At 60.9% G+C, this 24,027-nt stretch carries 14 protein-coding genes; 9 read left to right on the plus strand and 5 right to left on the minus strand.

What is annotated here, in order from left to right:
- Positions 1-409 precede the first annotated feature (409 nt).
- The 3 genes from pepF to K349_RS0104095 all read left to right on the plus strand — a co-directional run bounded on the left by pepF (position 410) and on the right by K349_RS0104095 (position 4,419).
- Positions 410-2,275, plus strand: a complete 1,866-nt coding sequence (pepF, locus tag K349_RS0104085; RefSeq protein ID WP_245587993.1) for an oligoendopeptidase F — start codon at positions 410-412, stop codon at positions 2,273-2,275.
- A gap of 137 nt (positions 2,276-2,412) precedes the next feature.
- Entirely contained in the window at positions 2,413-3,312 is a 900-nt protein-coding gene (locus K349_RS0104090; RefSeq protein WP_245587994.1) for a YitT family protein, read from the plus strand.
- A 216-nt stretch (positions 3,313-3,528) separates the two neighbouring features.
- On the plus strand, positions 3,529-4,419 hold the full coding sequence (locus tag K349_RS0104095; RefSeq protein ID WP_026368589.1) for an MBL fold metallo-hydrolase: 891 nt from the start codon (positions 3,529-3,531) through the stop codon (positions 4,417-4,419).
- Between the two features lie 139 nt (positions 4,420-4,558).
- Here the strand turns inward: K349_RS0104095 and K349_RS0104100 are convergent, their stop codons facing one another.
- On the minus strand, positions 4,559-6,712 hold the full coding sequence (locus tag K349_RS0104100; RefSeq protein WP_026368590.1) for a hypothetical protein: 2,154 nt from the start codon (positions 6,710-6,712) through the stop codon (positions 4,559-4,561).
- Between the two features lie 12 nt (positions 6,713-6,724).
- A complete protein-coding gene (locus tag K349_RS17780) occupies positions 6,725-8,320 on the minus strand; it encodes a FapA family protein (RefSeq protein WP_026368591.1) in 1,596 nt (531 codons plus the stop codon).
- A gap of 469 nt (positions 8,321-8,789) precedes the next feature.
- On the opposite strand from K349_RS17780, the gene K349_RS16340 reads away from it, so the two are divergent.
- Positions 8,790-10,106 (plus strand): efflux RND transporter periplasmic adaptor subunit, encoded by a 1,317-nt coding sequence (locus K349_RS16340; RefSeq protein ID WP_026368592.1) that lies wholly within the window; start codon positions 8,790-8,792, stop codon positions 10,104-10,106.
- Positions 10,107-10,115: 9 nt separating this feature from the next.
- Entirely contained in the window at positions 10,116-13,169 is a 3,054-nt protein-coding gene (locus tag K349_RS0104115) for an efflux RND transporter permease subunit (protein WP_026368593.1), read from the plus strand.
- A 219-nt stretch (positions 13,170-13,388) separates the two neighbouring features.
- Here the strand turns inward: K349_RS0104115 and K349_RS0104120 are convergent, their stop codons facing one another.
- Complete coding sequence (locus K349_RS0104120; protein WP_026368594.1) at positions 13,389-14,930, minus strand: hypothetical protein; 1,542 nt, start codon at positions 14,928-14,930, stop codon at positions 13,389-13,391.
- Positions 14,931-15,264: 334 nt separating this feature from the next.
- Positions 15,265-17,466: a diguanylate cyclase gene (locus K349_RS17785; protein WP_026368595.1), complete on the minus strand. Its 2,202-nt coding sequence runs from the start codon at positions 17,464-17,466 to the stop codon at positions 15,265-15,267.
- 501 nt (positions 17,467-17,967) lie between these two features.
- Here K349_RS17785 and K349_RS0104130 point away from each other — a divergent pair.
- Positions 17,968-19,365 (plus strand): TolC family protein, encoded by a 1,398-nt coding sequence (locus tag K349_RS0104130; RefSeq protein WP_169731299.1) that lies wholly within the window; start codon positions 17,968-17,970, stop codon positions 19,363-19,365.
- Positions 19,366-19,779: 414 nt separating this feature from the next.
- Here K349_RS0104130 and K349_RS0104135 read toward each other — a convergent pair whose 3' ends face one another.
- On the minus strand, positions 19,780-20,523 hold the full coding sequence (locus tag K349_RS0104135; protein WP_169731300.1) for a FadR/GntR family transcriptional regulator: 744 nt from the start codon (positions 20,521-20,523) through the stop codon (positions 19,780-19,782).
- 283 nt (positions 20,524-20,806) lie between these two features.
- On the opposite strand from K349_RS0104135, the gene K349_RS0104140 reads away from it, so the two are divergent.
- The 3 genes from K349_RS0104140 (at position 20,807) to ilvD (ending at position 23,991) form a co-directional block, all read left to right on the plus strand.
- Positions 20,807-21,073 (plus strand): UxaA family hydrolase, encoded by a 267-nt coding sequence (locus K349_RS0104140; protein ID WP_211240322.1) that lies wholly within the window; start codon positions 20,807-20,809, stop codon positions 21,071-21,073.
- Positions 21,074-21,078: 5 nt separating this feature from the next.
- Positions 21,079-22,239, plus strand: a complete 1,161-nt coding sequence (locus K349_RS0104145; RefSeq protein ID WP_026368599.1) for a UxaA family hydrolase — start codon at positions 21,079-21,081, stop codon at positions 22,237-22,239.
- A 78-nt stretch (positions 22,240-22,317) separates the two neighbouring features.
- The gene (gene ilvD / locus K349_RS0104150; protein WP_157367275.1) at positions 22,318-23,991 is read left to right on the plus strand and encodes a dihydroxy-acid dehydratase; all 1,674 of its coding nucleotides are present in this window, start codon (positions 22,318-22,320) and stop codon (positions 23,989-23,991) included.
- Positions 23,992-24,027 lie beyond the last annotated feature (36 nt).

Genomic DNA, 24,027 nt, shown 5'->3' on the forward strand with positions numbered 1-24,027 from the left:
CAGCGATTTTGGCGTCATCGGCGCACCTGCCATGAAAGAGCGGAATTCGGACCTTTTATAAAGCATACCATAAAGGCGACATAGGGAAAGCGTTTTGAAAAGGTCGGGCATGGTCGAGCAACGAAAAGGGAAAAAGACCGCAGAGTTCCCCTTTCCAGTCAGGAGGCTTTGCGCTAGAGTTGCTTCATGCTTCTGGCCGGAGTTCCCTTTTTCCGGAGACGGACTATCGGCAGCGGAAAAAGGACGGTTCCCTTCTCTGCCGCATCCTTTTGAGGCGAAAGGGCGCGAAAGTGTTTTTCGGAAACCCCGGGAGGAGCGTGTGCATCGGAGAACTCGTCGAAGTGGGTGGGATCTGTCGGAAAAAGAAAGTGAGGGAGTTCTGATGAAATCGAAAGGAGTGCTGATTCCATTGACCTTGTGCCTTATGCTGTTGCCCGCCGCCGCCTCGGGTGCTCCGGGGACGGGCGCGCTTCCCTCCAGGGACGAGATGGATTCCCGCTGGACCTGGGACCTCTCGGTGCTCTACGCCGACGATGCCGCCTGGGAGCGGGATTTCGAAACCCTGGAGAAACGACTTCCCGAGATGGAGGCCCTCCAGGGGAAGGTGGGAGCGAGCGCGGCGGATCTTTTGACGGCATTGCGTCTCCAGGACGAACTGGGGCAGACCATGAGTCGTCTCTACGTGTACGCCCACATGAAGAGCCACGAGGACACGACGAACCCGACCTACCAGGGGTTTGCCGAGCGGGCGGTCTCCCTCGCGGTCAAGGCGGGAAGCGCCGGATCGTTCGTGGAGCCCGAGATCCTGGCGATTCCCGAGGAGACGCTCGCAAGCTTCCTTTCGGAGGAGAAGGGGCTTGAGGAGTACCGTTTCGCCCTTGCCCGGATCACCCGCATGCGGGAACACGTGCTTCCCGCGGAGCAGGAACTTCTCCTTGCCCGCTCTGGGGGCATGGCGCAGACGGCGGAGACGGTCTTCTCCATGCTCACCAACGCGGATCTCACCTTCCCCACCATCCGCGACGAGGATGGCAACGAGGTGGAACTCTCGGAGGAGCGGTACGGCAAGTACATCTATTCCCAAAACCGTCAGGTCCGCAGGGATGCCTTTCTGGGGCTCTTCACCACCTATGGGAAGGTGAGGAACACGCTCGCGGCGACCCTCTCGGGGAGCGTCCGGAAAAACCTCTTCTACACCCAGGTCCGCAAGTATCCCTCCTGCCTGGACGCCACGCTCTTTCCCAATGCCATTCCTGTCGAGGTCTACGAGAACGCGGTGAAGACCGTGAACGCGCACCTCGAGCCGCTGCACCGCTACATGCGGCTCAAGAAACGCGCCCTCGGCCTGGAGGAGCTGCACATGTACGACCTTTACGTTCCTCTCGTGGAGGAAACGCAGAAGGACATTCCCTACGAGGAGGCCCTGGAGACTGTTCGGAAGGCCCTGGCTCCCCTGGGGGAGGAATATCTGGCGGAGCTGAACACGGCCTTCGCGAACCGCTGGATCGACGTCTACGAAAACCGGGGAAAACGGAGCGGCGCCTACTCCTGGGGAACCTATGGAGTGCATCCCTTCGTGCTCCTGAACTACAAGGGAACGTTGCGGGACACCTTCACCATCGCCCACGAGATGGGGCATGCCCTTCATTCCACCTTTACGGACCGAAGCCAACCCTTCGCCTATTCAGGGCACGCCATCTTCACCGCCGAGGTGGCCTCCACGACGAACGAGGCGCTTCTCCTGGACCATCTCATCCGTACCTCCGCGGATCCCCAGGAGAAGCTCTTCCTTTTGAACTATGCGTTGGAGCAGGTGCGCACCACCGTATACCGCCAGCTCCTCTTCGCCGAGTTCGAACTGGAGATCCACCGGCGGGCCGAACGAGGAGAGCCCCTTACGCCGGATGTGCTCGCCTCGGTCTGGCGGGAGCTGAACCTGCGGTACTACGGACCGGACGTGGTGGTGGACCCCGAACTGGACGTGGAGTGGGCGCGAATTCCCCATTTCTACAGCGCTTTCTATGTGTACCAGTATGCCACGGGGTTCGCCGCCTCCACGGCGCTGTCGCGGCAGATCCTCTCCGAGGGTGCTCCTGCGGTAACCCGCTACCTGGAGTTCCTCAAGTCCGGGAGTTCCGACTATCCCATCGAGCTGCTCCGCAAAGCCGGAGTGGACATGTCCGCCCCGGCTCCTCTGGAAGCGACCTTCGCGCTCTTCGCGGCACGGCTGGACGAACTGGAGCATCTTCTGGACGAGCTGGAACCCCCGAAATAGCATCCACCCCGAAGGGCGGCGGTTCCCCGGAACATCTTCGGATTCCGGAGACCGGCCGTCCTGCGGGAGAATGCGAGGACGACCCTGTTGACTGAAACAGGAGACGGAGACAGGGAAAAAGGAGAGAGGTGGGTCGCGTGAAATTCCTGCGGTTCGGTTCTCCAAAACGGGTTTTTCTGGAACTTCTCGCGCTGCTTCGGCGGGAATGGGCAACGTTGCTCCTCATTTCCCTCGGGTCCGGTGTCGTGGCCTTCGGCATCATGGCGCTCACGCTCCCCTATCGTTTCCCCGATTCGGGGGTGACGGGGCTGGCCGTGCTGGGAACCTATGTCTGGAACATCTCTCCCGCATGGATTGTCGCGGTGGTCAACGTGGGACTTCTGATCTGGGGATGGCGGGAGCTGTCCCCCCGCTTCGTGGGATGGACTGCCTACGGCGTGCTGCTCCTCACGGTCCTCCTCAAGGTCTTCGACGGTTTTCCCGTTCCCCATTTCGAGGATCGTCTCCTCGTGGCGATCCTGGCCGGAGTGGTGAAGGGGCTGGGAGGCGGTATCGTCTTCCGCGCCGGGGGCTCCCTGGGGGGCACGGACGTGATCGTCACGGCCCTGCGAAAGCGCTACGGCGTAGAGGTGGGCATGTTCACCTTCTACATCAACATCGGTATTCTCGCCCTCTCGTCCTTCATCGTGGGCATCGAGGGGGCCGTGTTCGGCCTGGTGAGCGTCTACACCAACGGTCTCGTGATGGACAACGTGCTTCGCTCCTTTGACCGGAGGCGACAGGTTTTCGTCATCACCAACATCCCCGACGAGGTGTCGCGCTTCGTGCTGCACGAGCTGCACCGGGGTGTCACCCGCCTGGAAGGACGGGGTGGATTTTCGGGCCAGCCACGCCCGGTGCTCCTCTGCGTTCTCTCGCCGAGACAGACCATGGAGCTGAAACGCTTTCTCGCGGAGCACGACCATCGTTCCTTCACCATCGTCTCCGACGCGTCGGAGGTGGTGGGGCGGGGATTCAAGTCCTGGAAGGGACTCTAGCGGCGGATCCTGATTTTTTGCTGGAGACGTGAGACGGAGCGGAGGAGCATTCCCGTCTCACGTGCGACGTTGATACGTTGAGGAGCCGTGTCGCACCGGTTTCCTCCGACGCACGGAAGCGTCATTTTCGAAGGGGTACGCGTTCGAGGCGCGGGGAACTCTTTGTTCCCGGCAATGCGGCGCCTGCTCCGGACTGTTTGAAGAAGGGGAGACGACATGGCCGGCGAACCGATTCGACTTGGAAAACAGACCTGGGTGCTTCCGGGTTCGGTGAACATCGGGCTTTTCGAGGACGAAGGAAAGGCGGTGTTGCTCGACAGCGGCGGTGACGATTCGGCGGGGAGGAAGCTCCTCCGGGTTGTGGAGGAGCGGGGGTTGTCTCTTTCGCTTGTGGCCAATTCTCACTCTCATGCGGATCACATCGGCGGGAACGCTCTGTTGCAGAAGCGCACGGGGTGCGGCGTGGCCGCGAGTCCCCTGGAGGGAGCGCTCATCGAACAGCCGGCGCTGGAGCCGTTCTATCTCTGGTCCGGCGCGCCCCCCCGGGCGCTGCAGACCAAGTTTCTCCAGGCACAGCCGTCCCGGGTGACCCTGGAGGCCCTGCCAGGAACCCGCCTGGGGGAAACCTCCCTCGACGTGCTTGACTTGCGGGGACACGCCCTGGGAATGGTGGGGTTCCGCACTCCCGACGATGTGCTTTTCGTGGCGGACACGCTTTTTTCCGAGGATATCCTGGGCAAGTACAAGGTTTCCTACTGTGCGGACGTAGGGGCGGCGCTCGAAACCCTCGAACGCCTGGAGACCCTGGAGGCCGCCTGGTTCGTTCCCTGTCACGCCGCTCCGAGCGAGGACATCCGCGGGCTCGTGGCGGCGAACCGGAGGGCTTTTGAAACCGTGTCGGCGCTTCTGGCCGAGGCGGCCAGGGAACCGGCAATTCGGGAGGAACTCTTCGCCCGAGTTTTGGAGCGGTTGGATGTGGCGCTGGACTTCGTTCAGTACGGCCTGCTGTTCGCTACCCTGTCGGCTCACCTCACTTTCCTTCACGAGAAGGGAGTTCTCCGTCCGGAGTTCTCCGGAGGACGGCTTTTCTGGGAACGCTGCACCTAGGCAAGGATTTCCGACGGGTCAACGACAGAACACCGTCTCTCTCGCATGTGCAAAGGAGACGGCACCTTTTCTTTTCAAAAAGCGGCGGCATTCCTCTCCGGAGCGGACAAACGAGTGCTCCTCCGGACGTGGAGGCGACTCAGGGAAACATCGAGAGGATTGTCTCCACTTCTTCGGCGATGTCCCACCCCTCGTCGGAAGGGAAGATATCCCTCATCTCCTCGGTCCAGCCGAAGGGAAGAAGTGCCAGCACCTTGCCCGGGAGATACACCACCAGTGCCGCCGCGTCTTCCTGGGCTCTTGACAGCGCCTCTTCTCCGCGGCGGGCGGCGAGAACGCCACCAATCCCATCCTCCCGGAGTTTCTCCATCCCTTCCCGGATCGCCTGTCCCGCGAGGGCACGCAGGTCCAGCACGTTTCGCCTTCGCCAGACGGCACGTTCCGTCAGTTCGGCCAAATGGGGTGCCACGAGCGATGCCAGCAGGGCGAAGAGTTCCGACGTTTCCACCGAACGAAGGGGAAAATCTGTAAGGGGAGGAATTCCAAGCGCTCCCACCAGAAGGGTCCCTCTTCGGAGAGGAACGACGAGGATCTCTCCTGCTTCTGCATCCTTCCAGACCCTGGGCTCTTCGGACTCTTCGGCGAGGGAGAGGAGCTTCGCCGACGCGGGGACCGGGTTTCCCGCGAGGGCGAGGCGGATGTCCTCCGTCCGGAGGACGTTTCGCAGGATCCGGAGAAGGCTCTCCAGAAAAAGATCCGCGTCGCGGATGCGATGGATTATGTTTGCCAGCTCTCTGAGCAGTCTGGAAAGATGCATCCACCGTTCGGCGGCTTCCTTTTGGGCGAGGGTTCGCTCGAGAAGAAAGAGACGCTCCAGCCCCACGGCGATGGTGGAGGCGAGAATCTCCACCGTATCCGGGTCGCCGTAGTGCTCTCCCGTCACACTGGGGGCAAGCCCCGCCATGCCGAGAAGTCCCTCCTTGCCCTTGAAGAAAAGGGTTCGCGCCACTCTGCGCTCTTTCCAGAAGGGTGAGGCGGCGGCGAAAAGCCGTTCCGCCGCGGGTGCTTCCGGAAAGGACAGTCCTTCCGTACAGAAGGGAATCGTCTCCGCAGCGACAGGCGCCACGTTCTGGACGAGGAGACGACCGTCCCGCCGCACACCTCCCTGGGCGTTTCGGAGCGAATGGAGCACGTACCCGGAGGATTCGGGCTGCCACGTCACGAGGGTCAGGGAGGATGTCTGGGTCATCTCCCCCAGTACGTCCGTGGCGGCGGTGAGGAACTGTTCCCGGTCCTGGAGGGCGAGCAGGTAAAGGCTTGCCTCGTGGAGCCCCCGGACGGCAAAGATCTTTTCGGAGATCGCTTCGAGGCGTTCCGCGTTTTCCACCTGAAGGGCGTTCATCTCCATCGCCTTGGAGGCCACGTGGGCGAAGAGGGAGAGAAAGTGGAGCACCTCCTGTTCGGGCGGAGATGCCCAGGAGAGAAAACAGAAAAGAGTGGTCTTCCCACCCGAGAGGGGGAGGACCACGTGGATCCGTTTCTGCCGGAGCAGAAGAAGGTTGGAGGCGCCGAGGGTCTTCGCGTGTTCCTCGTCCACGGGAATCGGAGCGGGGGCGGTGCGTCGGCTTTTGAAAACGCCCTCTCTGCGGGGGAGAATGTCGCGAGCGCCGAGAAGAGGTCTCCAGGAGTGCCCTTCGTCGAGGATCACCTGCACGGAGACGGCGAAGACCCCCTCGGAGAGCACGTCCCCGAGGAAAGTCGCGAAATACTCCACGGGAAGGGGTTCGAAGATGGAGGAGAATGCCGCTTCCGTGACGAGCAGGTGGTAGGAGAGGCGGGAGAGGCGCATTTCCAGGTCGGACACGGCCAGGTGGTCCTGCCACATGGCGAAGAGCCGCACCAGGTAGGGCAACTCGGCCTCCAGGCCCGGAGGGATCTCGGAACTCCCGAGCAGCAGGTAGAAAACCCATCTCGCGCTCCGGAGGCAGATTGCCCTGGACCATGGAACGTCACCGAAGAACTCTGCCGTCTCTTCCGGCAGGAGGGTCGCAAGCGTGTGTGCCGCGGGAAAGGTCTCGCAGGGAGGGAAAAGTTTTTCCAGAAGTGCCGCGCTGTCGGAGAAGAGCAGTGATGGAGGAGAAAAACGGGTAGCCCACGTAACCACGAGATCCCGTCCTTCTCTGCGGAGGAGCAGGGCCGGTGTTTCCGTCGCATCCAACACTTCTCCGAGAAGAGAGGGAACTCCTCCGTTGAGCAGGAAATGCGTGCGTTCACATGCGTCCCGAAGAGACATGAGCGCGCCTCCTCAGCCTCGAAGGGCGACGATGCGCCGTTCGTCGGGGTCGAAGAAGAGGGTGAGAGCGGAAGCTCCGTCCCGGATGAGATCTCCGTACCCCTTGAGGCGAAGATTCACTCCCGGGGATGCCTCGCCCCTCACTCCGAAGGTGGCGTCTCCCTTCAGCTTTTGGAAAAGAAGCCGGTAGGATTCCACTCTCTCCCTGAGATCGTCGTATTCTCTGCTCATGTCCACGTAGCGGAGGATACGCTCCTTGGTGGCCTGGTCCAGCTCCTTGCCCAAGGCGAAACCGCTCCGGATCTGTGCCGTGAGGGAGACGAGAATCTCCTCCACCGTCTCCAGGCGCGCCTGGAATTCCTTGTATTCCCGGTAGAGGGCGTTCCGGGACACCCCGGAGACCTCGATCTTCGTGTCCCCGTGCCGCAAGGAGCGGATGTTGCGGGCGTGCACATGGGCTGCGGAGTGGATTTCCGACGAAGCGATGACACCCTTGCGTCCCTCCACGAGGACACCCCGTTCGGTTCGGACGATGCATCGGAGCAGGTATTCGTTCACTTCGAGCGTTTCGCACTCAATGATGGCATCCTGAGCGAAGCGAAGTCGAATCTCCTTATGCGCCTTGAGATGCGCTTCTCCCTTGCCCTGCACACCGTAGAGGACGGCAATGCGTCCCTCTCTGCTCTCCACGAAGGCTTTTTCCACGGAGCCGCGAATGTCCACGTCGCCTGTGGCGGAGACGGAGAAGCCGTCCCGAATGGTTCCACGGACGAGAACGGGACCGTTGAAGGTGATGTTTCCCGTGGAGTAGTCTACATCGCCGGAAATGATGAGGAGCGGGATGACGGAGACCACATCGCCCTTCCACTCCAGCCGTCCATCGAGCTTTGCCCGGAGGTCGTCGCCTTCCCAGGCGAGTCCCTTTCCGAAGCGGAGTCGGGCCGGTTTTCCCTTTCGCTGGGGGACGATCTCCCCCTGAACGTTCCGTCCCGGCGTTCCCGGTGTGGGGGGGATGCGGCGGGCCACCACGTCGCCCCGGCGTATTTCCTGGACGAGGTCGAGATTGTAGAAATCCACCCGACCGTCGGGGTTGTCATCGGGGCGCCCTGATGGCGGTGCGAAGAACATCTGTATGGTTCCGTCCAGGCCGTTTCGAGGAGGAATTCCTCGGGCCAGCGGCTTCCGGAGAACCTCTTTTCCCGAGCGGGAGAGCTCCAGAGCCTCCGTCAGTGCGTCCTCGTCCACGCCGAAGACGATATGGTCCTTCGCGAGAAGTTCCCGTAATCGTTCCTCGTCGCTCCATCCCGGCGGCAGAGAGAGGAGGCAAGTCATGCCCCCGTCCTCGACGAGGAGTTCGGGAAGCCGCTCCGATTTGGAAGAGGACGGTTCCAGGACGGCGCCGAGAACGAATTCCCCCCGTTGTGCGATGTACCGGATGAGTTCCTTCAGCGTGATCCGCAACGTCACGTCGAGTTCCTGGATTCTGGAGAGCACCTCCACGGCGGAAAGGGATGTGTCCCGCACGTCGAGGACGAAGGCGCCTCCTCTTTCGAGAAGACGAAAGCGCGGTTCTTCGTGGAGAATCCGTTCCCCATCACTTTCGGTCATGAGCATCCCCCTCGCTTGATTCCCGCCTGGGCGAATCATGGGGACAATTCGGACGGCGTCTTGTGAGACTAACGTAGTATTCGCTCAGTATAGTTCAAAGGCGACAAAAATGAAAAAGGGTCTCGGGATGCGTCTTTGTAGTTATTCCATCATCATGAAAGATCTTCTGTGTGGGTCTTCGGTCACGGGCCTGAGGGGATGGGGTAGTTTTACATGTCGTTACCGGGTTCGTTTATCCTGTCGCGTAACGGTGTGGCTTGTCTCTGGATGTCTCATCGTTGGTGTTTTTCTCTTCTCTATGATGCTTCTTTCCCGAAGAGTGAGTTTTCAGGTGCGCCACGTGCCCGAATATCGAAGAATGATAAAATGATCCTGAAAAAAACGAGTGACCGAGTGATCTCCGGGCGGAAGTCTGTCCGATGCCCGGGAAAACGACGTTGGAAAAAACGTTCCGGAGGAGGAATGTTCCATGGAGAAACGAGAATTGTTCCGGAAGTACACGGGCATCTTCGGCATTCTGGTGCTCTTTGCGGTTGGACTCTTTCTGTTCGGACGCCATGAACGGAAGGAGGAGACCGTCTCCAGGGCGCCGGTGGCGCGCCCCGTGAAGACGCTGGTGCTTTCCGCACCGGCGGCGCGGGATGTCCGGACCTATCCCGGCAAGATCCTCGCGTCCCAGAGGGTCGATCTCGCCTTTCGTGTCTCCGGTCCTCTTGTGGAGCTGCCCGTCCGGAAAGCCCAGAACGTTGCGAAGGGTGATCTCCTCGCCCGGCTGGACCCGAGGGATTTCGAGATTCAGCTCCAGAATGTCAAAAGTACTCTCGCGAACGCCCAGGCACAGCTTGCAGCCATGCGAGCTGGGGCCCGCAAGGAAGAGGTTTCCGCCCTGTCGTCCCAGCTTGCATCGTCCCGGGCGCGCATGGAGGAGGCGGAAGCCCAGTACCGTCGTTTCGAGCGGCTTTACAAGGAGGGTGCCATTGCGGCGGCGGAGTTCGACCGCTACAAGACCGCCTACGAGGTCTCCAAGGCCACGGTGAACGAGGCAAGCCAGGAATTGCAGAAGGCGAAAACAGGAGCCCGCCCGGAGGACATTCAGGCCATGGAGGCGACTATCCGCGGTCTCGAATCCTCGGTGAAGGCTGCGGAGAGCGCGCTTTCGGACACAGAACTTCGGGCGCCCTTCGACGGAATCGTGGCGGATCGCTACGTGGAGAACTTTCAGAGCATCCAGCGGGATCAACCCATCCTCGCCCTCCAGGATCTGAAAGACCTCGAGGTGGTCATCTCCGTTCCGGAACAGGACCTTACCCGGGCGAGGAGCGCCGACGCCGTGACAGTCCAGGTACGCTTCGAAAACATCCCCGGGAAGACTTTTTCCGCCACGTTCAAGGAGGTCGCCACCCAGGCGGATCCCCAGACTCAGACCTATCCCGTGACCTTCCGCATGCCCTACCCGGAGGAACTCATGGTGCTTCCCGGCATGACTGTGGAAGTTCTTCTGGGATTCCAGAGCAACGCCACCGGAGACGGGGGATTCGTGGTTCCCACCGAAGCGGTTGCCGCGGGTGAGGGTACGTCGCATTTTCTCCTGGTCGTGGACGAACCGGCCCTGACGGTACGGCGCGTCCCTGTGGACGTGCTCTCCTTCCGGAAAGAAGATGCGGTGGTGAGCGGCGATCTCGCTCCGGGAACCCGGGTGGTTGTTGCGGGGGTGAGCCTGCTTGCCGAGGGAGAGGCTGTGACGCTCTACGCCCCGGAGGAGACACCGCTCCCCGCCGCGGAATAGGTGGACGCCATGAATATCGCCACAGCGAGCATTCGAAAGAGCACCGTCACATGGTTCATCACCGGTCTCCTTCTCGTGGGGGGGATGCTGTCCTACACAGGTCTCGGAAAGCTGGAGGATCCCGCCTTCACGATCAAAACCGCCGTGGTGACCACTCGCTATCCCGGCGCGTCTCCCGAGGAAGTTGAGAACGAGGTGACGGAGGTGGTGGAGAGCGCCATCCAGCAGCTCGGGCAGGTGGACATCGTGCGCTCCCTCTCCCAGGCCGGAGGCTCCGTGATCTACGTGGACATCAAGGATACCTTCACCGCGAAGGATCTTCCCCAGATCTGGGACGAGCTGCGCCGGAAGGTGAACGACGTGCAGGGCAATCTTCCTCCCGGGGCGGGGCCCTCCCTGGTGAACGACGATTACGGCGATGTCTTCGGCGTGTACTTCGCCCTCACCGGAAAGGGATACACGTTACGCGAGCTCGAGAACTTCGCGGATTTTCTCCGCAAGGAACTGCTTCTCGTCCCCGGCGTGGCGAACGTCCGCATCGCGGGAGCGCAGCGGGAGACGGTCTATGTGGAGCTTTCCCGGTCTCGCATGACCCAGCTCGGCATTCCTCTCCAGACGATCTTCGACACGCTCAAGGCCCAGAACCTCGTGGTGGACGCGGGAAGTGTGCAGGTGGGGAAAGAATATCTCCGCATCGAGCCCACGGGACTCTTCGCCACGGTAGAGGACATCGGAGATTTGTTCCTCCGGAGCGGCTCCGGAACACTGCTGCGACTCCGCGACGTGGCGACCGTCAAGAGAGGGTATCTGGATCCGCCGCGGGCGCTCATGCGCTTCAACGGCGAGCCTGCACTCGGCATCGGCATCTCCAACGTGGAAGGGGGCAATGTCATCACCATGGGCGAGGCGGTGAAGAAACGCCTCGCGGAGCTGCTTCCCCAGACGCCTCTCGGCATGGAACTCGGGCTCATCTACTACCAGTCCGACACGGTCAAAGAGGCCATCGCGAACTTTCTGGTCAACCTCCTCGAAGCGCTGGTCATCGTCATCGGTCTGCTGCTCCTCTTCATGGGCATGCGCTGCGGTCTTCTCATCGGCGCCGTGCTGCTCCTGACGATTCTCGCCACCTTTATCGCCATGAAGGGTTTTCGCATCGACCTGCACAGCATTTCCCTGGGAGCGCTCATCGTCGCCCTGGGGATGCTTGTGGACAATGCCATCGTTATTGCCGACGGCGTTCTCGTGGGAATCCAGAAAGGGCGGGACCCTTTCCGTTCCTCCGAGGACATCGTGGGGCAGACCCAGTGGCCCCTGCTCGGTGCGACGATCATCGCCGTTCTCGCCTTCGCTCCGATCGGTCTTTCTCCCGACAGTACGGGAGAGTATTGCCGCAGCCTTTTTCAGGTGGTGGGAATCTCCCTTCTGCTGAGCTGGATCCTCGCCGTGACGATCACCCCCCTTGCGGGAGCGCACTTTCTCAAGGTGGCCCCGATGCGGGAGGGGGAAGAACTCTACGGATCGCTTCTCTATCGTCTCTACCGGAAGTTCCTTGAAGCGTGCCTTGCGAAGCGGCTGCTCACGCTGGCCGTTCTGGCGGGACTTCTTGTGACGGGCGTTCTCGGCTTCAACATGGTGGACAAGTCCTTTTTCCCCAGCGCGTCGAGCCCCATGTTCACCATCGAGTTCCGGCGCCCCAAGGGGGCGTTTATCAACGAGACTCTTGAGGACGTGCGGAAGTTCGAAGCGTTTCTTCGGGAGCAGCCCGAGACCAAATCCGTGACCTCCTTTGTGGGCGAAGGGGCGTTGCGCTTCCTCCTCACCTTCACCGCGGGCGATCCCGGAGACGAGTACGGAAGTTTCGTGGTCGGGACCGAAAACGCGGAGGAGACGGATTCGCTCATGAAAAAAGTGGAGGAGTTCGCTGCCCGGGAGCTGCCGTATCTGGATCCACGGGTACGCCCTTTCGGGAAGGGGACGGGAAGCGGCGCGAAGATTCAGGTGCGCTTCTCCGGGGAGGATCCGCTCGTGCTCCGCGGCCTCGCCGACCAGGCCACGGCGCTCTATCGTGCCGCGGGTGCGGTGAACATCCGCAGCGACTGGGGGGAACGGGTCAAGGTCATCCGTCCGGTCCTCGATGAGGTTCGGGCGAGGCAGGTGGGGCTCACGCGAAAGGACATCGCGGAGGCCCTGGAACTCTCCTTTTCCGGTGCGACCGCAGGCCTCTATCGCGAGAAGGACAAACTTCTTCCCATCGTGGCCCGCTTTCCCGAGGCGGAACGGGCCGATGCGGGAACCCTTCCGGAGGTGCAGACCTGGAGTCCTTCGCTGCAGCGTTATCTCCCTCTCTCTCAGGTGGTCCGGCGTTTCGACACCGTTGCGGAGGATTCCGTGATCTACCGGCGGAACCGCATGCGCACCGTCACCACGGAATGCGATGCCGCCGACGGTCTTGCGGGGCCGCTGTTCACCAGAGTGCGCTCCTCGGTGGAAAATCTTCCTCTTCCCTTGGGGTACAGCATGGAGTGGGGCGGTGAGTACGAGAGTTCCGGCAAGGCTCAGGGCGGGCTTTTGCGCATGATTCCCCTGGCCTTTGCCGCTATAGTGCTGATCCTGGTGGTTCTTTTCAACGCCCTGCGGCAGCCCGCGATCATTCTGCTCTGCCTGCCTCTTTCGGTGATAGGCATGACTGCGGGGCTCCTGCTGTTGCGGAAACCTTTCGATTTCCTCGCGCTGCTCGGTTTCCTGAGTCTCGCGGGGATGCTCATCAAGAACGCCATCGTGCTTATCGACCAGATTGATCTCGAGATCCGGGAAGGGCGCGATCCCTATGAGGCCATCGTTGATTCCGCATTGAGCCGGGCCCGTCCGGTGCTCATGGCGGCACTCACCACCGTGCTCGGCATGGTTCCCCTCTACTTCGACGTGCTCTTTTCCTCCATGGCGGTGACCATCATGTTCGGTCTCACTTTTGCCACAGGACTCACCCTCGTGGTGGTCCCCGTTCTCTACGCGCTCTTCTTCCGGATTCATCCTGCGCCGGAGGGTGAGGGCGTGCCCGGGTAAGCGTAAGGGACGGGGCATGCCGGAAGGGAGAAGGGGAGGAGGATGCTTCCATATTCCGCGAGAAGGAACGCTGCCCCAAAGCAAAGGAGTTCGTCGGAGAAAAAGCGGGAAAGGGCCTCGTCACAGGCCCTTTCCCGCTTTCTTCGCTCTCGTTCCGGTTCATTGCGGTTTTTCTCTCTAGCTTGCGGCCGTGCCCGTCCGCTCAGGGAACGTTGTGTCTCATTCCTCCTCGGAGCCGGCGATCTTCCATTTGAACCACTTGTACTGATCCTTCTCCAGCACGCGGTACCCTCGAATTTCCTTGGTGACCCACAGAAGGTATTCCTTGGAGAAGGATTCCTGAAGGGCCATGATGGATTTCCCCTTGTTGCCCTTGAGTCCGGCGTAGGTGTCCTTGAGATCCCGGTCGTCGTCGGCATCCCAGCGGAAGAGGGCCATGGCCTGGGCCACGGATTTCTCCGGCGTGTCCGCAGGGATAAGAGGAAACTGGAGCACGTGTTCCTCCCAGTTGTAGACGCCATTCCCCTTGCCGGGCACGACCACCACCCGGGGACAGCCGTGGATCCGGATCCGGCTCAGGCCGAGAATTCCCGGATCGGCCTGGAGAAGATGCTCGATCCCCTTGGAGATAGCGCTGAACGTGAGAAGATCTTTCCCTCCCGAAGGGGAAAAGAGGGGCGAAACGTCCAGATGACTCCTTTTTGCGGACATCTCCATGAACATCTTCCGGGTCTTTATGGATTCCTTCATGACAAGGCGAAGTTCACCCTCGCCCTTGCCCTTCCATTTCTCCGCGAAGCGTCCGACCTTCTGAGTTTGGCGGCGGAGTTCCTCCTGGGTCCGGACGAAGAAGATCGCCATGTCCTCGATCTCCTGGTCCAGGGCGAGAAGCTGTTCGAACTGGTTGAGGAGTCCCATCTGTTCGAGCCCGCTTCGGAGAGGATCGAGGAGGCTTTTTCGTTTTTCCAGCGCTCCTCGGTAGGCCGAGGCGGCGTCGATGATCTTCTGCCGTTCCTGGTTGTCCGCCATGCGGACCCGGAGCGTGCGCAGTGTGTTCTCCACGAAGTTCATGAGATTTCCATCGATGGTGGCGAGGAGCGTATCCGCCTCTTTCGTCTGGGGAAAGTTGATGTGTTTCAGGAGAATTCCCTGAATTCCCTTCCGCTTGCGGATGTTCACGTTCAGGACTTCTTCGAGGTGATCCGTCTTCGCCCGGAGGCTCATGCCCGCACGCGGACTCTGGAGAGGGCGGGCGTAGAGCAGGGTGAACTCCTCGGCGATGAGATCGGACAGGCGGTAGTACTGAAAACGGTCCAGCGGGGGCGCCTTCTCCGTGGAGGCGAGGAGCGCGACGGAATCTCCCGGAGTGATCCGGGAATCCAGAAAGCCGAAGTCGAGGAAGAGGCGTTCCTCGGGAGTGAAGTCGATCCGCTGTGGAGCTCCCGTGCTGGTGCGGATATGTCGTTCCACCACACTCCAGAGAAGGTTCCAATAGGCGGTGGCAAGCTTTTCCCAGAGTTCCCGCGTGCGCTTGCGGACTTCGATGTCATCGCTCGGCTGGGGCAGGAGCACATACTCCTCCACGTCGGCGCGGAGCTGCTTGAGAGTGGTACGGTCCTCCTCGTTCGAGAGGTTCTGTTCGAGGAAGATGAGCGGTTCCAAAAGCCCACCTTCGGCGTTGGTGCCGCCCGAGGTTTCCCTTTCCGAAAGCGGAGGCGCATTTTGGGCGGATTGGAGTGTTGCGGATAGTTCCTCTGCCATGGTCGGACCTCCTTGTTTCCTCGAAAAAAGAGGAGGAAACCCTAAGGAATCTCTGAATAAGGCTACGTCAGCCCCGCAGGGCGCCTCGCAGAGCCTGATGCGACCCGAGTCAAGAAAAATCGAAAGGTCTTTATTCAGGGTTTTCCTAAAATTGAGTCTCAGGACCCATTCTACTCGCTCAAGGGCGATTGTGCCAGATCAAGAACACATCGCGACGGATCTTTTTCCGCAAGGGCGTCATGAGTTCTCTCGAACGAGAGAGGCGCCGCAAACAACATTTCTCCTGTACGGATGCCCGCTCTGGTTTCTGCCGCGGCGGTCCGTTGCGGTGCCGTCAAGGAAGATCGAACTTCCGAGAGGCGAAGCGGAGAAACCGTTCCGCCCATTCGGGATCGAACTGAGTGCCCGCGCAGCGCCGGATCTCCTCCCGTGCCTCCCCGGGAGAAAGACGCGGTTTATAGAGTCGGTTCGTCATGGATTCGAAGGCGTCAACAAGGGTCATGATGCGGCTTTCCAGAGGAATCGACGTTTCTCTTCCTCCAGCGGGGTACCCCTCACCATTCCACCACTGGTGGTGGCAGCGGATGCCCTCGGCGATGTCGAAAAGCGCGGGAACGGCGAGGGCGATGCGATGTCCGATCTCGGGATGCCGTCGGATCTCCACGAACTCCTCCTCGGAGAGCGGTTCCGTTTTGGCGAGCAGGCCCGGCTGAATGCCCACCATGCCGATGTCGTGCCAGGCGGCGAGGCGGATCAGACGCTCTCGAAAAACAGGTTCAAACTCGGGTATGGTACTGATGAAATCCTCCATGATGACTGCGCAGTTCTTCATGTGGTCCTTTCGGTTTTTCTCCTCCTCGTGGATTCGGTAAAGAAAGAACTTCAGGATCGCCTCCCGAGCCTTTTTTCGGTGCTCATCCTTTTGAGCGTACATGATCTCGTCGGCATCCTTGAAAAGTTCCAGGATGCTTCGTTCCGCCGTTTTGCCCGTGCGCATTCCCCAGGAAAAGAGGACGGGCAGATGTCCCTCCGGGGCGTTGTGGAGGGAGAGTGCTTCCTCAAGCCGGAGCATCATCCGCTTTTCCGTCTCGGGTGAACTGAAGGGAACGAGAACGGCGAATTCGTCGCCGCCGATGCGGGCGACCACGTCGGCGGCGCGAAACGTGTTCTGAAGTAGCGATGCAGCCTTGCGGATCAATTCGTCTCCCCAAGCATGTCCCAGGGTATCGTTCACGAGTTTGAGTCCATCCAGATCGCAGATCACCACCGTGACGGGGTCGAATCGTCCTGTGCCGTGGCGGTGCATCTCTTCTTCGAAGAGCGTACGGTTTGCAAGGCCGGTGAGAGAATCCTGGAGCGAGCGTTCTCGGAGTTGCTGCATGGCGACCTGAACCCGTTCTTTCAGGTCGTCCACGGCGAGGGCGACGGTGCCGAGTTCCTGGGGAAGCCGTTCGACGGTTTCGGAAGGATATTTGGTGTAGTTGCCCTCTCCCACGGCGGAGACTCCCGCGAGGAGTGTGGAAAGGGCGCGGGACATGCGGGAGAAAAGAAGCAGGAAGAAGAGAACTCCCAGTGCGGCGAAGAGCGTGACGGACAGAATACTGAAGCGGACCATACGAGTTGTGGACTGCTGGTACTCCCCCAGGGTCATTTCCGCGCCGAGAATCAGGTCCCGCCCCTCAAGAAAGGTGAGGAGTCTGTAATAGTGTTCTCCTCTTTCGTCTTTCCCCTGGAGGAGGAGGGAACCTTTTCGTCCTGTCAGGAGCGGGTGGGCTCGAGGATCCTCCGCGAGGTTTGTTCCGAATATCCGCTCGCTTGCCTTCGGGCCGGACAGAAGATGACCCATTCCGTCATAGAGGAGAAAACGCCCTGTTTCACCGAAGTGCATTTTTCCGATAAGGTGGGCCAGATTTTCCAGGAGGGCCGAGCCCAAGACCAGCCCATCGAAAGTTCCCTGTCGGAAGACAGGAACGGAGAAGAGGATGAGCGTGTTACCGGAAACTCTTCCCACGAGAGGTGGTGTGATGAATTCCTCTCCCCTGTGGGCGGCCTGGAAATACTCCCGGTCCCGAAGATCCGGCGAATTTTCGGGACGTATGCCGAGACTGCTGTCGACCAGGAAACGCCCTTCCTCGTCGACATACGCCACGCCGGCCAAATCTTTCCGGCTCTCGGCGAAACGAAGGAAATCCCTGTACATCGCTTCCAAGTCTCTGTTTTCGACGGAGCTGATCCCGGCAATGGCGCGGATTTCCTCGAGATTCGCGAGATACCAGCGGGAGAAAAAGGCAACCTGAAGGTTCAGAATACTCTCGAGGCGTTCCGTGAGAGAGACGTGCGTATGGTGGCGTTCGGTCAAAAAGAACGCCAAGGGAGAAAGGGCAACCACGAGGAGGAACAGTAGCAGAAAGACAATGAACATGCCGCGAATGCTTTTCGGCGGAATCGTCATAGCGGGAAGATTCTCCCTTTCACAGAAACGGATGTCGATCGCCATCGCCGAGTAGTGGCCGAGAAGACGACGAAGTCGTTTCATAGTCCTCATGTCGATTGTACGCTCTCAAAGAGCGTTGACACAAGGTAGATCGAGGGTTTTCCCCGTGTGTCTTTTGCGGACTCTCCGTGAAGAAGGGGCCTGAAACTGGGATTCGCCTCCACCGCAAGGATGTGTCTTCTCCAAGGTGAGGAACATCGAATGGACTGTTGGAAAGACAACGGGATTGCCGACGTTGTGTAACACTTTTCCTGGTATTTTCCTGGTATTCTTGGAAGGTACAAAGGAGTGCTTTCTCCTTCTCCGACGCGTGGTCTTTGGAAAGTAAAAAACAATGGTCCGAGAGTCCTTCTGGAAGGTGAAAAACATGGAACGACAGTGACGAGCCGAACGGGGTCTGCGCATGCGAGAGCTTGAAGCGCTTACGGGAGAGACGAAGGCCACCATCCTCGGGAGTGAGAGGGTTGGCTGCGGATCCGCTTCCCTGAAAGCAGCCGACAGTGAAAGAGAAGAAAATCGAGGATGCGAGAGAGAGGGATTCGCATGTCCGTGAGAAGAACCCATTCCGTGCCGTTGCGGTGTCCTCAGGTACATCGCCGTTTTTCGAAAGAGCGTTCCGCCTGGTGGACCCATGGGATGGCCTGCCCCGAAACCTCAGGTCTTCGCGGCATTCTCGCGGTGTTTCTTTTCATCGTGGGCGTTCTGGTGGTGTCCTTTCCCGCAGTCGCTGCGGAGATTTCCCTGCCGGAGTACCTGCACCTGGTTCTCGGGGAAAACAAGGAGGCCAAGGCGTCCCTCGCCAGGGTCGAGAGCGCCCGCGCCTCGGTGGCATTCACCGCGGCGGAACAGCGCATGAACGTGGGCGTCAAGGGGGAGACCGCCAGGGTTCTTCGGGAGGAGGAGGGGCAGTACGCGCTTTCCCTGGCTCTCAGCCAGCGCATCGATCTGTGGGGAAAGTACGACCTCCAGGAACGGGCAGCTCTTCTGGCCTTGGACGCTCGCAGGGCGACGCACGCCCAACTCGTGAACACCCTGCTCACCGATGCGGAGGGTGCCTACTGGACGGCTTTCATGGCCCGCAAGAATCTGGTTCTCTATGAGAGCCTCATCCATCAGCGCGAGGAGGATCTGCGTGTCGCGGAGGAACGCTATCGCGTGGGAGCCGCTCCCCGCCTCGACGTGATTCGTGCCTCGGTGCAGCTCGAAAAAGTTCGGGGTGAGGCGACCCGGGCCGAGGCGATCCATCGCGATGCCCTGGCCTCTCTCGCGAGACTCGCGGGAGGAACGGCGGTGGAACCTCCCGAGACGCAACTGGAGAAACCGGAGCTTTCGTTCCCCGTTGACCTTTCTCGGGCGGAGAGACAGCGCCCAGACCTGCAAGTCGCCCGCATCACGGAGGAGCTGGCTAAAGTGGAGAGGGATCTGGCCAAGCTTGGCATGAAGCCCACGCTGGATGCGTCGCTTCAGTACACCATCCTCACCGATTCGTCCAAGGCGAGCGTTCCCCAGGAGGACGGCATGCTCTCCCTGGTGCTGGGAGTCACCCTGTACGACGGAGGCGCCACGAAGGCCGATACGGCACGAAAGGAACATCTCGTCGCCGCGGCGGGTTTCGACCGCGAGGACCGGCGGGATGCCCTTGTCAAGGAGCTTGCGTCAGCGACGCACCGGTGGGAGAAAGCTCTGGCGCTGGAACGGACCAAGGCCAAGGAAGTGGAGCTTGCGGTGGAGGAACTCCGCATTACCAGGCTCCGCTACGAGACCGGGGCCGGAACCCAGCTCGACCTTCTGGATTCCCAGGTGAACGAGCAGAGTGCCGCCACGGAATATCTGGATGCGGTGAAGGAGATGTACCTCGCGTTGGTGGATCTGCGGAGCGCCCTGGGGGAATACGCGGTGCAATACGCGCACGAGGCGGGATCGACCACGTCCATTCCCTGAGCGTCGGTGGCGTACGAGTGGCCATGAGGGGTGCGACGAGGCGCCCTTTTTTCCGACCATCCTGGAGGAAGAATGATTATGGCGGGGAAATAGGCGAACATCTTCCGTCAGAGGCTCTCCGGAGCGAAAGATGCGCCGTGTCGTGGAGGTGAACAATCTCACCCGTACAACAACAACATGTGGCGTGATCCCGGGCGATGCACACGATTTCCGGAGGCTTTGTCCAGGGAAGGGATGGTTCATGCCGCATTTTGAGGCGACGTGTTGAAGAACAGCGCTTCCACGGGAGTGCGACGGCTTCTCTTAGAAAGGGAAGGTGTTTTGCACTCAAGAAAGCGGCGAAGACTCGGAGGTGTTCTTTCCGGGTTTTCGCCGCTTCTTTTGGAATGTTTCGCCGGAATTTCGCTGGAAAACTCAGGCCAGGCGATCAGCAGGCGTTTTTTTGTTGGGAGAGATGAGGCTCTGAATGCGGTCCCTGGATTTTTCCAGGTGGCGTATCGATGCGGCTTTTGCCGCTTCGGAATCCTGTCTCTCGATGGCCTCCACGAGATCCCGGTGCTCCGAGAGAACCGTGTCGGGCCATTTTTCGTAGGGAAGCTTCTCCCGCTCCTGATGGCCCACGGACGCGATGGCGTCCGTGTAGAGCTTCGACAGGCCCTCGTACACCCGAAGGAGCACCGCATTGTGCGCCGCCTTGACGATCAAGGAGTGGAGGATCGCATTGTAACGGGCTCCGAGGACGCCGATGTCCGGATGGTGTGTTCTCCAAAGGTTCTCCAGATAATCCAGGGCGTCCCGGATCTGTTCCATGTCCCGGTCGGTTCTGCGGAGTGCCGCGAAGGCCGCGGTGGGGCTTTCGATCATGACCCGCAGCTCGAAGACCTGGGCGATGGAATCCACGGGCCAGGCAGTGAGGAGATTCAGGCTGTCCAGGATGCTGTTGGTGCCCTCCCCGCCGACGAACATGCCCTGGCGCTCCCGGATGTCGATGACGCCCAACGCCTCCAGGGCGATGAGTGCCTCCCGAAGATAGGAGCGCTTGACGTCAAAGTGTTCGGCCAGATCCCGCTCGGGGAGGAGCATGTCTCCCTTGGTGATTTCTCCCGCCTGGAGAGCCAGGTAGATTTTTTGGATGAGTTGTCGTTTTCCTTCGTTCATGTCTTTTTCGCTCCCGTCAATGTCGGCGTTTCCCGTTTTTGTCCGCGTCGTCGCGATCCAAACGTGAAGACAGTAGCACAGTTTTCCCCTCCTCTGCAATTTCCGTTTGCTCCGGGGCATTCCCTATGGTACGATATTTTGGAAATTTGGTCGAGCTTGGTCGATCAGAAATTTCGTTCAACAGCGAACACGTGAGGAACACATTTCTCCGGAAGTGCTTTTCTCTGGAAAATTCCGGTACAGCATCTTGGACGGGTACATATGTTGCGAGGAGGATGGGTCCATGGCCATGAAGGAAGCACTGCGCATCGCCGAAGGAGACAGCGTTGCGGTGGCTCTCACGCCCCTCGGCGAGGGAGAGGTGGTTACGGTGGGCTCGCACACTGTTCTGGTGTGCGAGCGGATCCCCGCGTATCACAAGTTCGCCCTGGAGGACATTCGAGCCGGGGAGAAGGTCTTCAAATACGGGGAGATCATCGGAGAGGCCGTCACGGACATCACCAGGGGAAGTCACGTGCACGTCCACAATGTGAGAAGCCTGCGGGGGTAGAGCGAATGCGAACGATCAGGGCGTACAAGAGGACCGATGGTTCCGTGGGCATCCGCAACAAGGTGCTCGTCCTTCCCTCCGTGGTCTGCGCCGCGGAGACGGCGCGCATGATCGCCGGACAGGTCCAGGGGGCGGTGTCGCTGCAGAACCATCTCGGATGCGGGCAGATCGGCGAGGACGCGAAAATGACCATCGACACGCTGGTGGGGCTGGGAAGAAACCCCAACGTGTTCGGCGTTCTCGTGGTGGGGCTCGGGTGCGAGACCGCAAGGCCCCACGCCGTTGCGGAGGCTATCGCCGCCTCGGGAAAACCTGTGGAGTGCGTGGTTATTCAGGAACTGGGGGGCACTCTCAACACCATCCGCGAAGGTGTCCGCCTTGCCATGGATCTGGTCCAGCGGGCGAGCATGGAGGAACGCGTTCCCTGTGACGCGGCGGATCTTTGCGTGGCGGTGGAGTGCGGCGGTTCGGACCCCACGTCGGGCATCGCCGCCAATCCCTCCGTGGGCTCCGCCTGCGACCGGGTGGTCGCCGCAGGGGGGACGGTGATCCTCAGTGAGACCACGGAACTCATCGGCGCGGAACACCTTCTCGCCAAGAGGGCCGTCACGCCCGAGGTCGGCGAGGCCCTGAAGGCGATCTGCCGCAGGATGGAGCAGCGCGCCGCCGACATGGGAACGAGTCTGCGCGGGGGCAATCCCTCGCCGGGCAACATCGAGGGCGGTCTCACCACGCTGGAGGAAAAATCCCTGGGCTGCGTGCACAAGGCGGGAACCTCGCCGCTTCAGGAGGTGCTCCCCTACGGTGCCGCGCCCACGAAAAAGGGACTTGTCATGATGGACACGCCCGGATTCGACATCGACTCCGTCACGGGTATGGTGGCGGGCGGAGCACAGCTCTGTGTCTTCACCACGGGGCTCGGAACACCCGTGGGCAATCCCATTGCGCCGGTCATCAAGGTGACGGGCAATCCCGTCACGTACGGGCGCATGCGGGACAACCTCGACATCAACGCAGGGCGCATCCTGGAGGAGGGGCTTTCCATCGACGAGATGGGGGAGGAGATCTGGAGGGAGATCCTCGCCGTGGCGGAGGGAAAACAGACCCGCTCGGAAATCCTCGGTTACTGTGAATCGAGCTTTTGGCGCTGCGGCACCTGCGTGTGATTCGGAGACCAGCGACGTCGTCCCGGAGGGGATGGCGTCGGAGAGAACGCTGACTCTGGAAAGAAGTGGATGAGGAACATGGCTGGACGAGGACAAGACGGGCGTGACATCACCGGAGCCTATTACTTGGGGCTCATGCACGGCGCGGGATATCGGAGCGGTGATCTCCGCAAACCGCTCATCGGCATCGTCAATTCCTGGACGGATGTGAATCCAGGGCACAGGCCGCTGCGAGAGTTGGCCGGATTCGTCAAGGAGGGCGTCTGGGCGGGGGGCGGCGCGCCGGGGGAGTTCACGGTTCCCGCTCCCTGTGACGGTATGGCCCAGGGGCATGGCATGCACTATGTGCTTCCCCAGAGGGATCTCATCGCCGCCTCCGTCGAGGCCATGGTGGAGGCCCACGGTTTCGACGGGCTGGTGATGCTCGCCTCGTGCGACAAGATCATTCCGGGTATGCTCATGGCGGCGGCGCGGCTGAATCTGCCCACCCTCTTTCTCACCGCGGGGGCCATGCTTCCCTTTTCCGAGGGAGGAAGAACCTTCGTGACCTCGGATCTCAAGGAGGCCATCGGAAAAAGGAACAGCGGCGCTATCGACGACGAGACCTTCCAGCGCTGGACCTGCGGTTTCTGCGCCTCCGGCGGCACCTGTTCCATGTTCGGAACGGCCAACACCATGGGCACCTTTCTGGAGGCGACGGGGGTGGCGCCCTTCGGCTCCGCCACCATGCTCTTCTGCGATGCCGCCAAGGTGCGACAGGCCCGGGACGTGGGAGAACGGATCGTCGCCCTGGTTCGGGAGAAGCGCCCGCTCTCGCTCTTTCTCAACGCCGCGTCCATGACGAACGGCATCAAATACGTTTCGGCCACGGGGGGATCGACGAACGCCGTGCTCCACACGCTGGCTCTGGCGAAGGTGCTCGGAATGGACCTCGACCTAAGGCGTTTCGATGCCATTCAGGAATCCGTTCCCGTCGTGGCCAAGTTCAAGCCCTCGGCGGAGCCCAACATCGACGACTATCATCGTGCGGGAGGAGTGCGGGGCGTGCTCGCCACCATCCGGGAACATCTGGACACCACGGTGTCCCTCGCCATGGGCGGAACGCTGGCGGAGAGCCTTGACATTCCGGGAACGCCCGTGGATCGTCAAGTCATCCGCTCCCTCGCGGAACCGCTTCACGAGAAGGGGTGTTTCTCCATTCTCTCGGGAAATCTGGCTCCCCTCGGGGCGGTGGTGAAGAAGAGCGGCGTGGATCCCCGCATGTTCCATCACGTGGGGTCCGCGGTGGTGTTCGACTCCGAGGAGGATGTCCGGACCTTCCTTCTCTCGAAAAAGGTTGAGCCCGGTTCGGTTCTGGTGGTACGCTACGAAGGACCCAAGGGAGGTCCCGGCATGCGGGAACTCTCCATACCGGCGGCCATGCTCGTGGGTATGGGACTCGCCTCGTCGGTCGCCATGGTTACGGACGGACGCTTTTCCGGTGCCACCCGAGGTCCCTGCGTGGGGCACGTGGCTCCCGAGGCGTGGGTGGGTGGTCCCCTGGCGCTCGTCCGCGACGGTGACCGTATCGAAATCGATCTGGAGCGCAAGCTCCTCCAGCTTCATGTGAGCGAGGCCGAACTGGAACACCGCCGCGGCGGGGTGAGACGTCCGGAACGGCCCCTTCGCGGCATGCTCGCCGCCTATCGCGCCGGAGTCGGATCCGCTCATGAGGGTGCGCTCTGGCTCTACCGGGAGAATTCCGAGAAATAGGACACGGACGCTACCAGGAAACGAAAAGGAGAGGAC

The organism is Aminiphilus circumscriptus DSM 16581, from assembly GCF_000526375.1.
GTDB classification, from domain to species: domain Bacteria; phylum Synergistota; class Synergistia; order Synergistales; family Aminiphilaceae; genus Aminiphilus; species Aminiphilus circumscriptus.

Coding starts and splice junctions, on each gene's coding strand:
- K349_RS16340 (WP_026368592.1), top strand. CDS start 8,790: ATGGAGAAACGAGAATTGTTCCGGAAGTACACGGGCATCTTCGGCATT.
- K349_RS17780 (WP_026368591.1), bottom strand. CDS start 8,320: ATGACCGAAAGTGATGGGGAACGGATTCTCCACGAAGAACCGCGCTTT.
- K349_RS0104120 (WP_026368594.1), bottom strand. CDS start 14,930: ATGGCAGAGGAACTATCCGCAACACTCCAATCCGCCCAAAATGCGCCT.
- K349_RS0104130 (WP_169731299.1), top strand. CDS start 17,968: ATGTCCGTGAGAAGAACCCATTCCGTGCCGTTGCGGTGTCCTCAGGTA.
- K349_RS17785 (WP_026368595.1), bottom strand. CDS start 17,466: ATGAAACGACTTCGTCGTCTTCTCGGCCACTACTCGGCGATGGCGATC.
- K349_RS0104140 (WP_211240322.1), top strand. CDS start 20,807: ATGGCCATGAAGGAAGCACTGCGCATCGCCGAAGGAGACAGCGTTGCG.
- K349_RS0104145 (WP_026368599.1), top strand. CDS start 21,079: ATGCGAACGATCAGGGCGTACAAGAGGACCGATGGTTCCGTGGGCATC.
- ilvD (WP_157367275.1), top strand. CDS start 22,318: ATGGCTGGACGAGGACAAGACGGGCGTGACATCACCGGAGCCTATTAC.
- K349_RS0104095 (WP_026368589.1), top strand. CDS start 3,529: ATGGCCGGCGAACCGATTCGACTTGGAAAACAGACCTGGGTGCTTCCG.
- K349_RS0104115 (WP_026368593.1), top strand. CDS start 10,116: ATGAATATCGCCACAGCGAGCATTCGAAAGAGCACCGTCACATGGTTC.
- K349_RS0104135 (WP_169731300.1), bottom strand. CDS start 20,523: ATGAACGAAGGAAAACGACAACTCATCCAAAAAATCTACCTGGCTCTC.
- K349_RS0104100 (WP_026368590.1), bottom strand. CDS start 6,712: ATGTCTCTTCGGGACGCATGTGAACGCACGCATTTCCTGCTCAACGGA.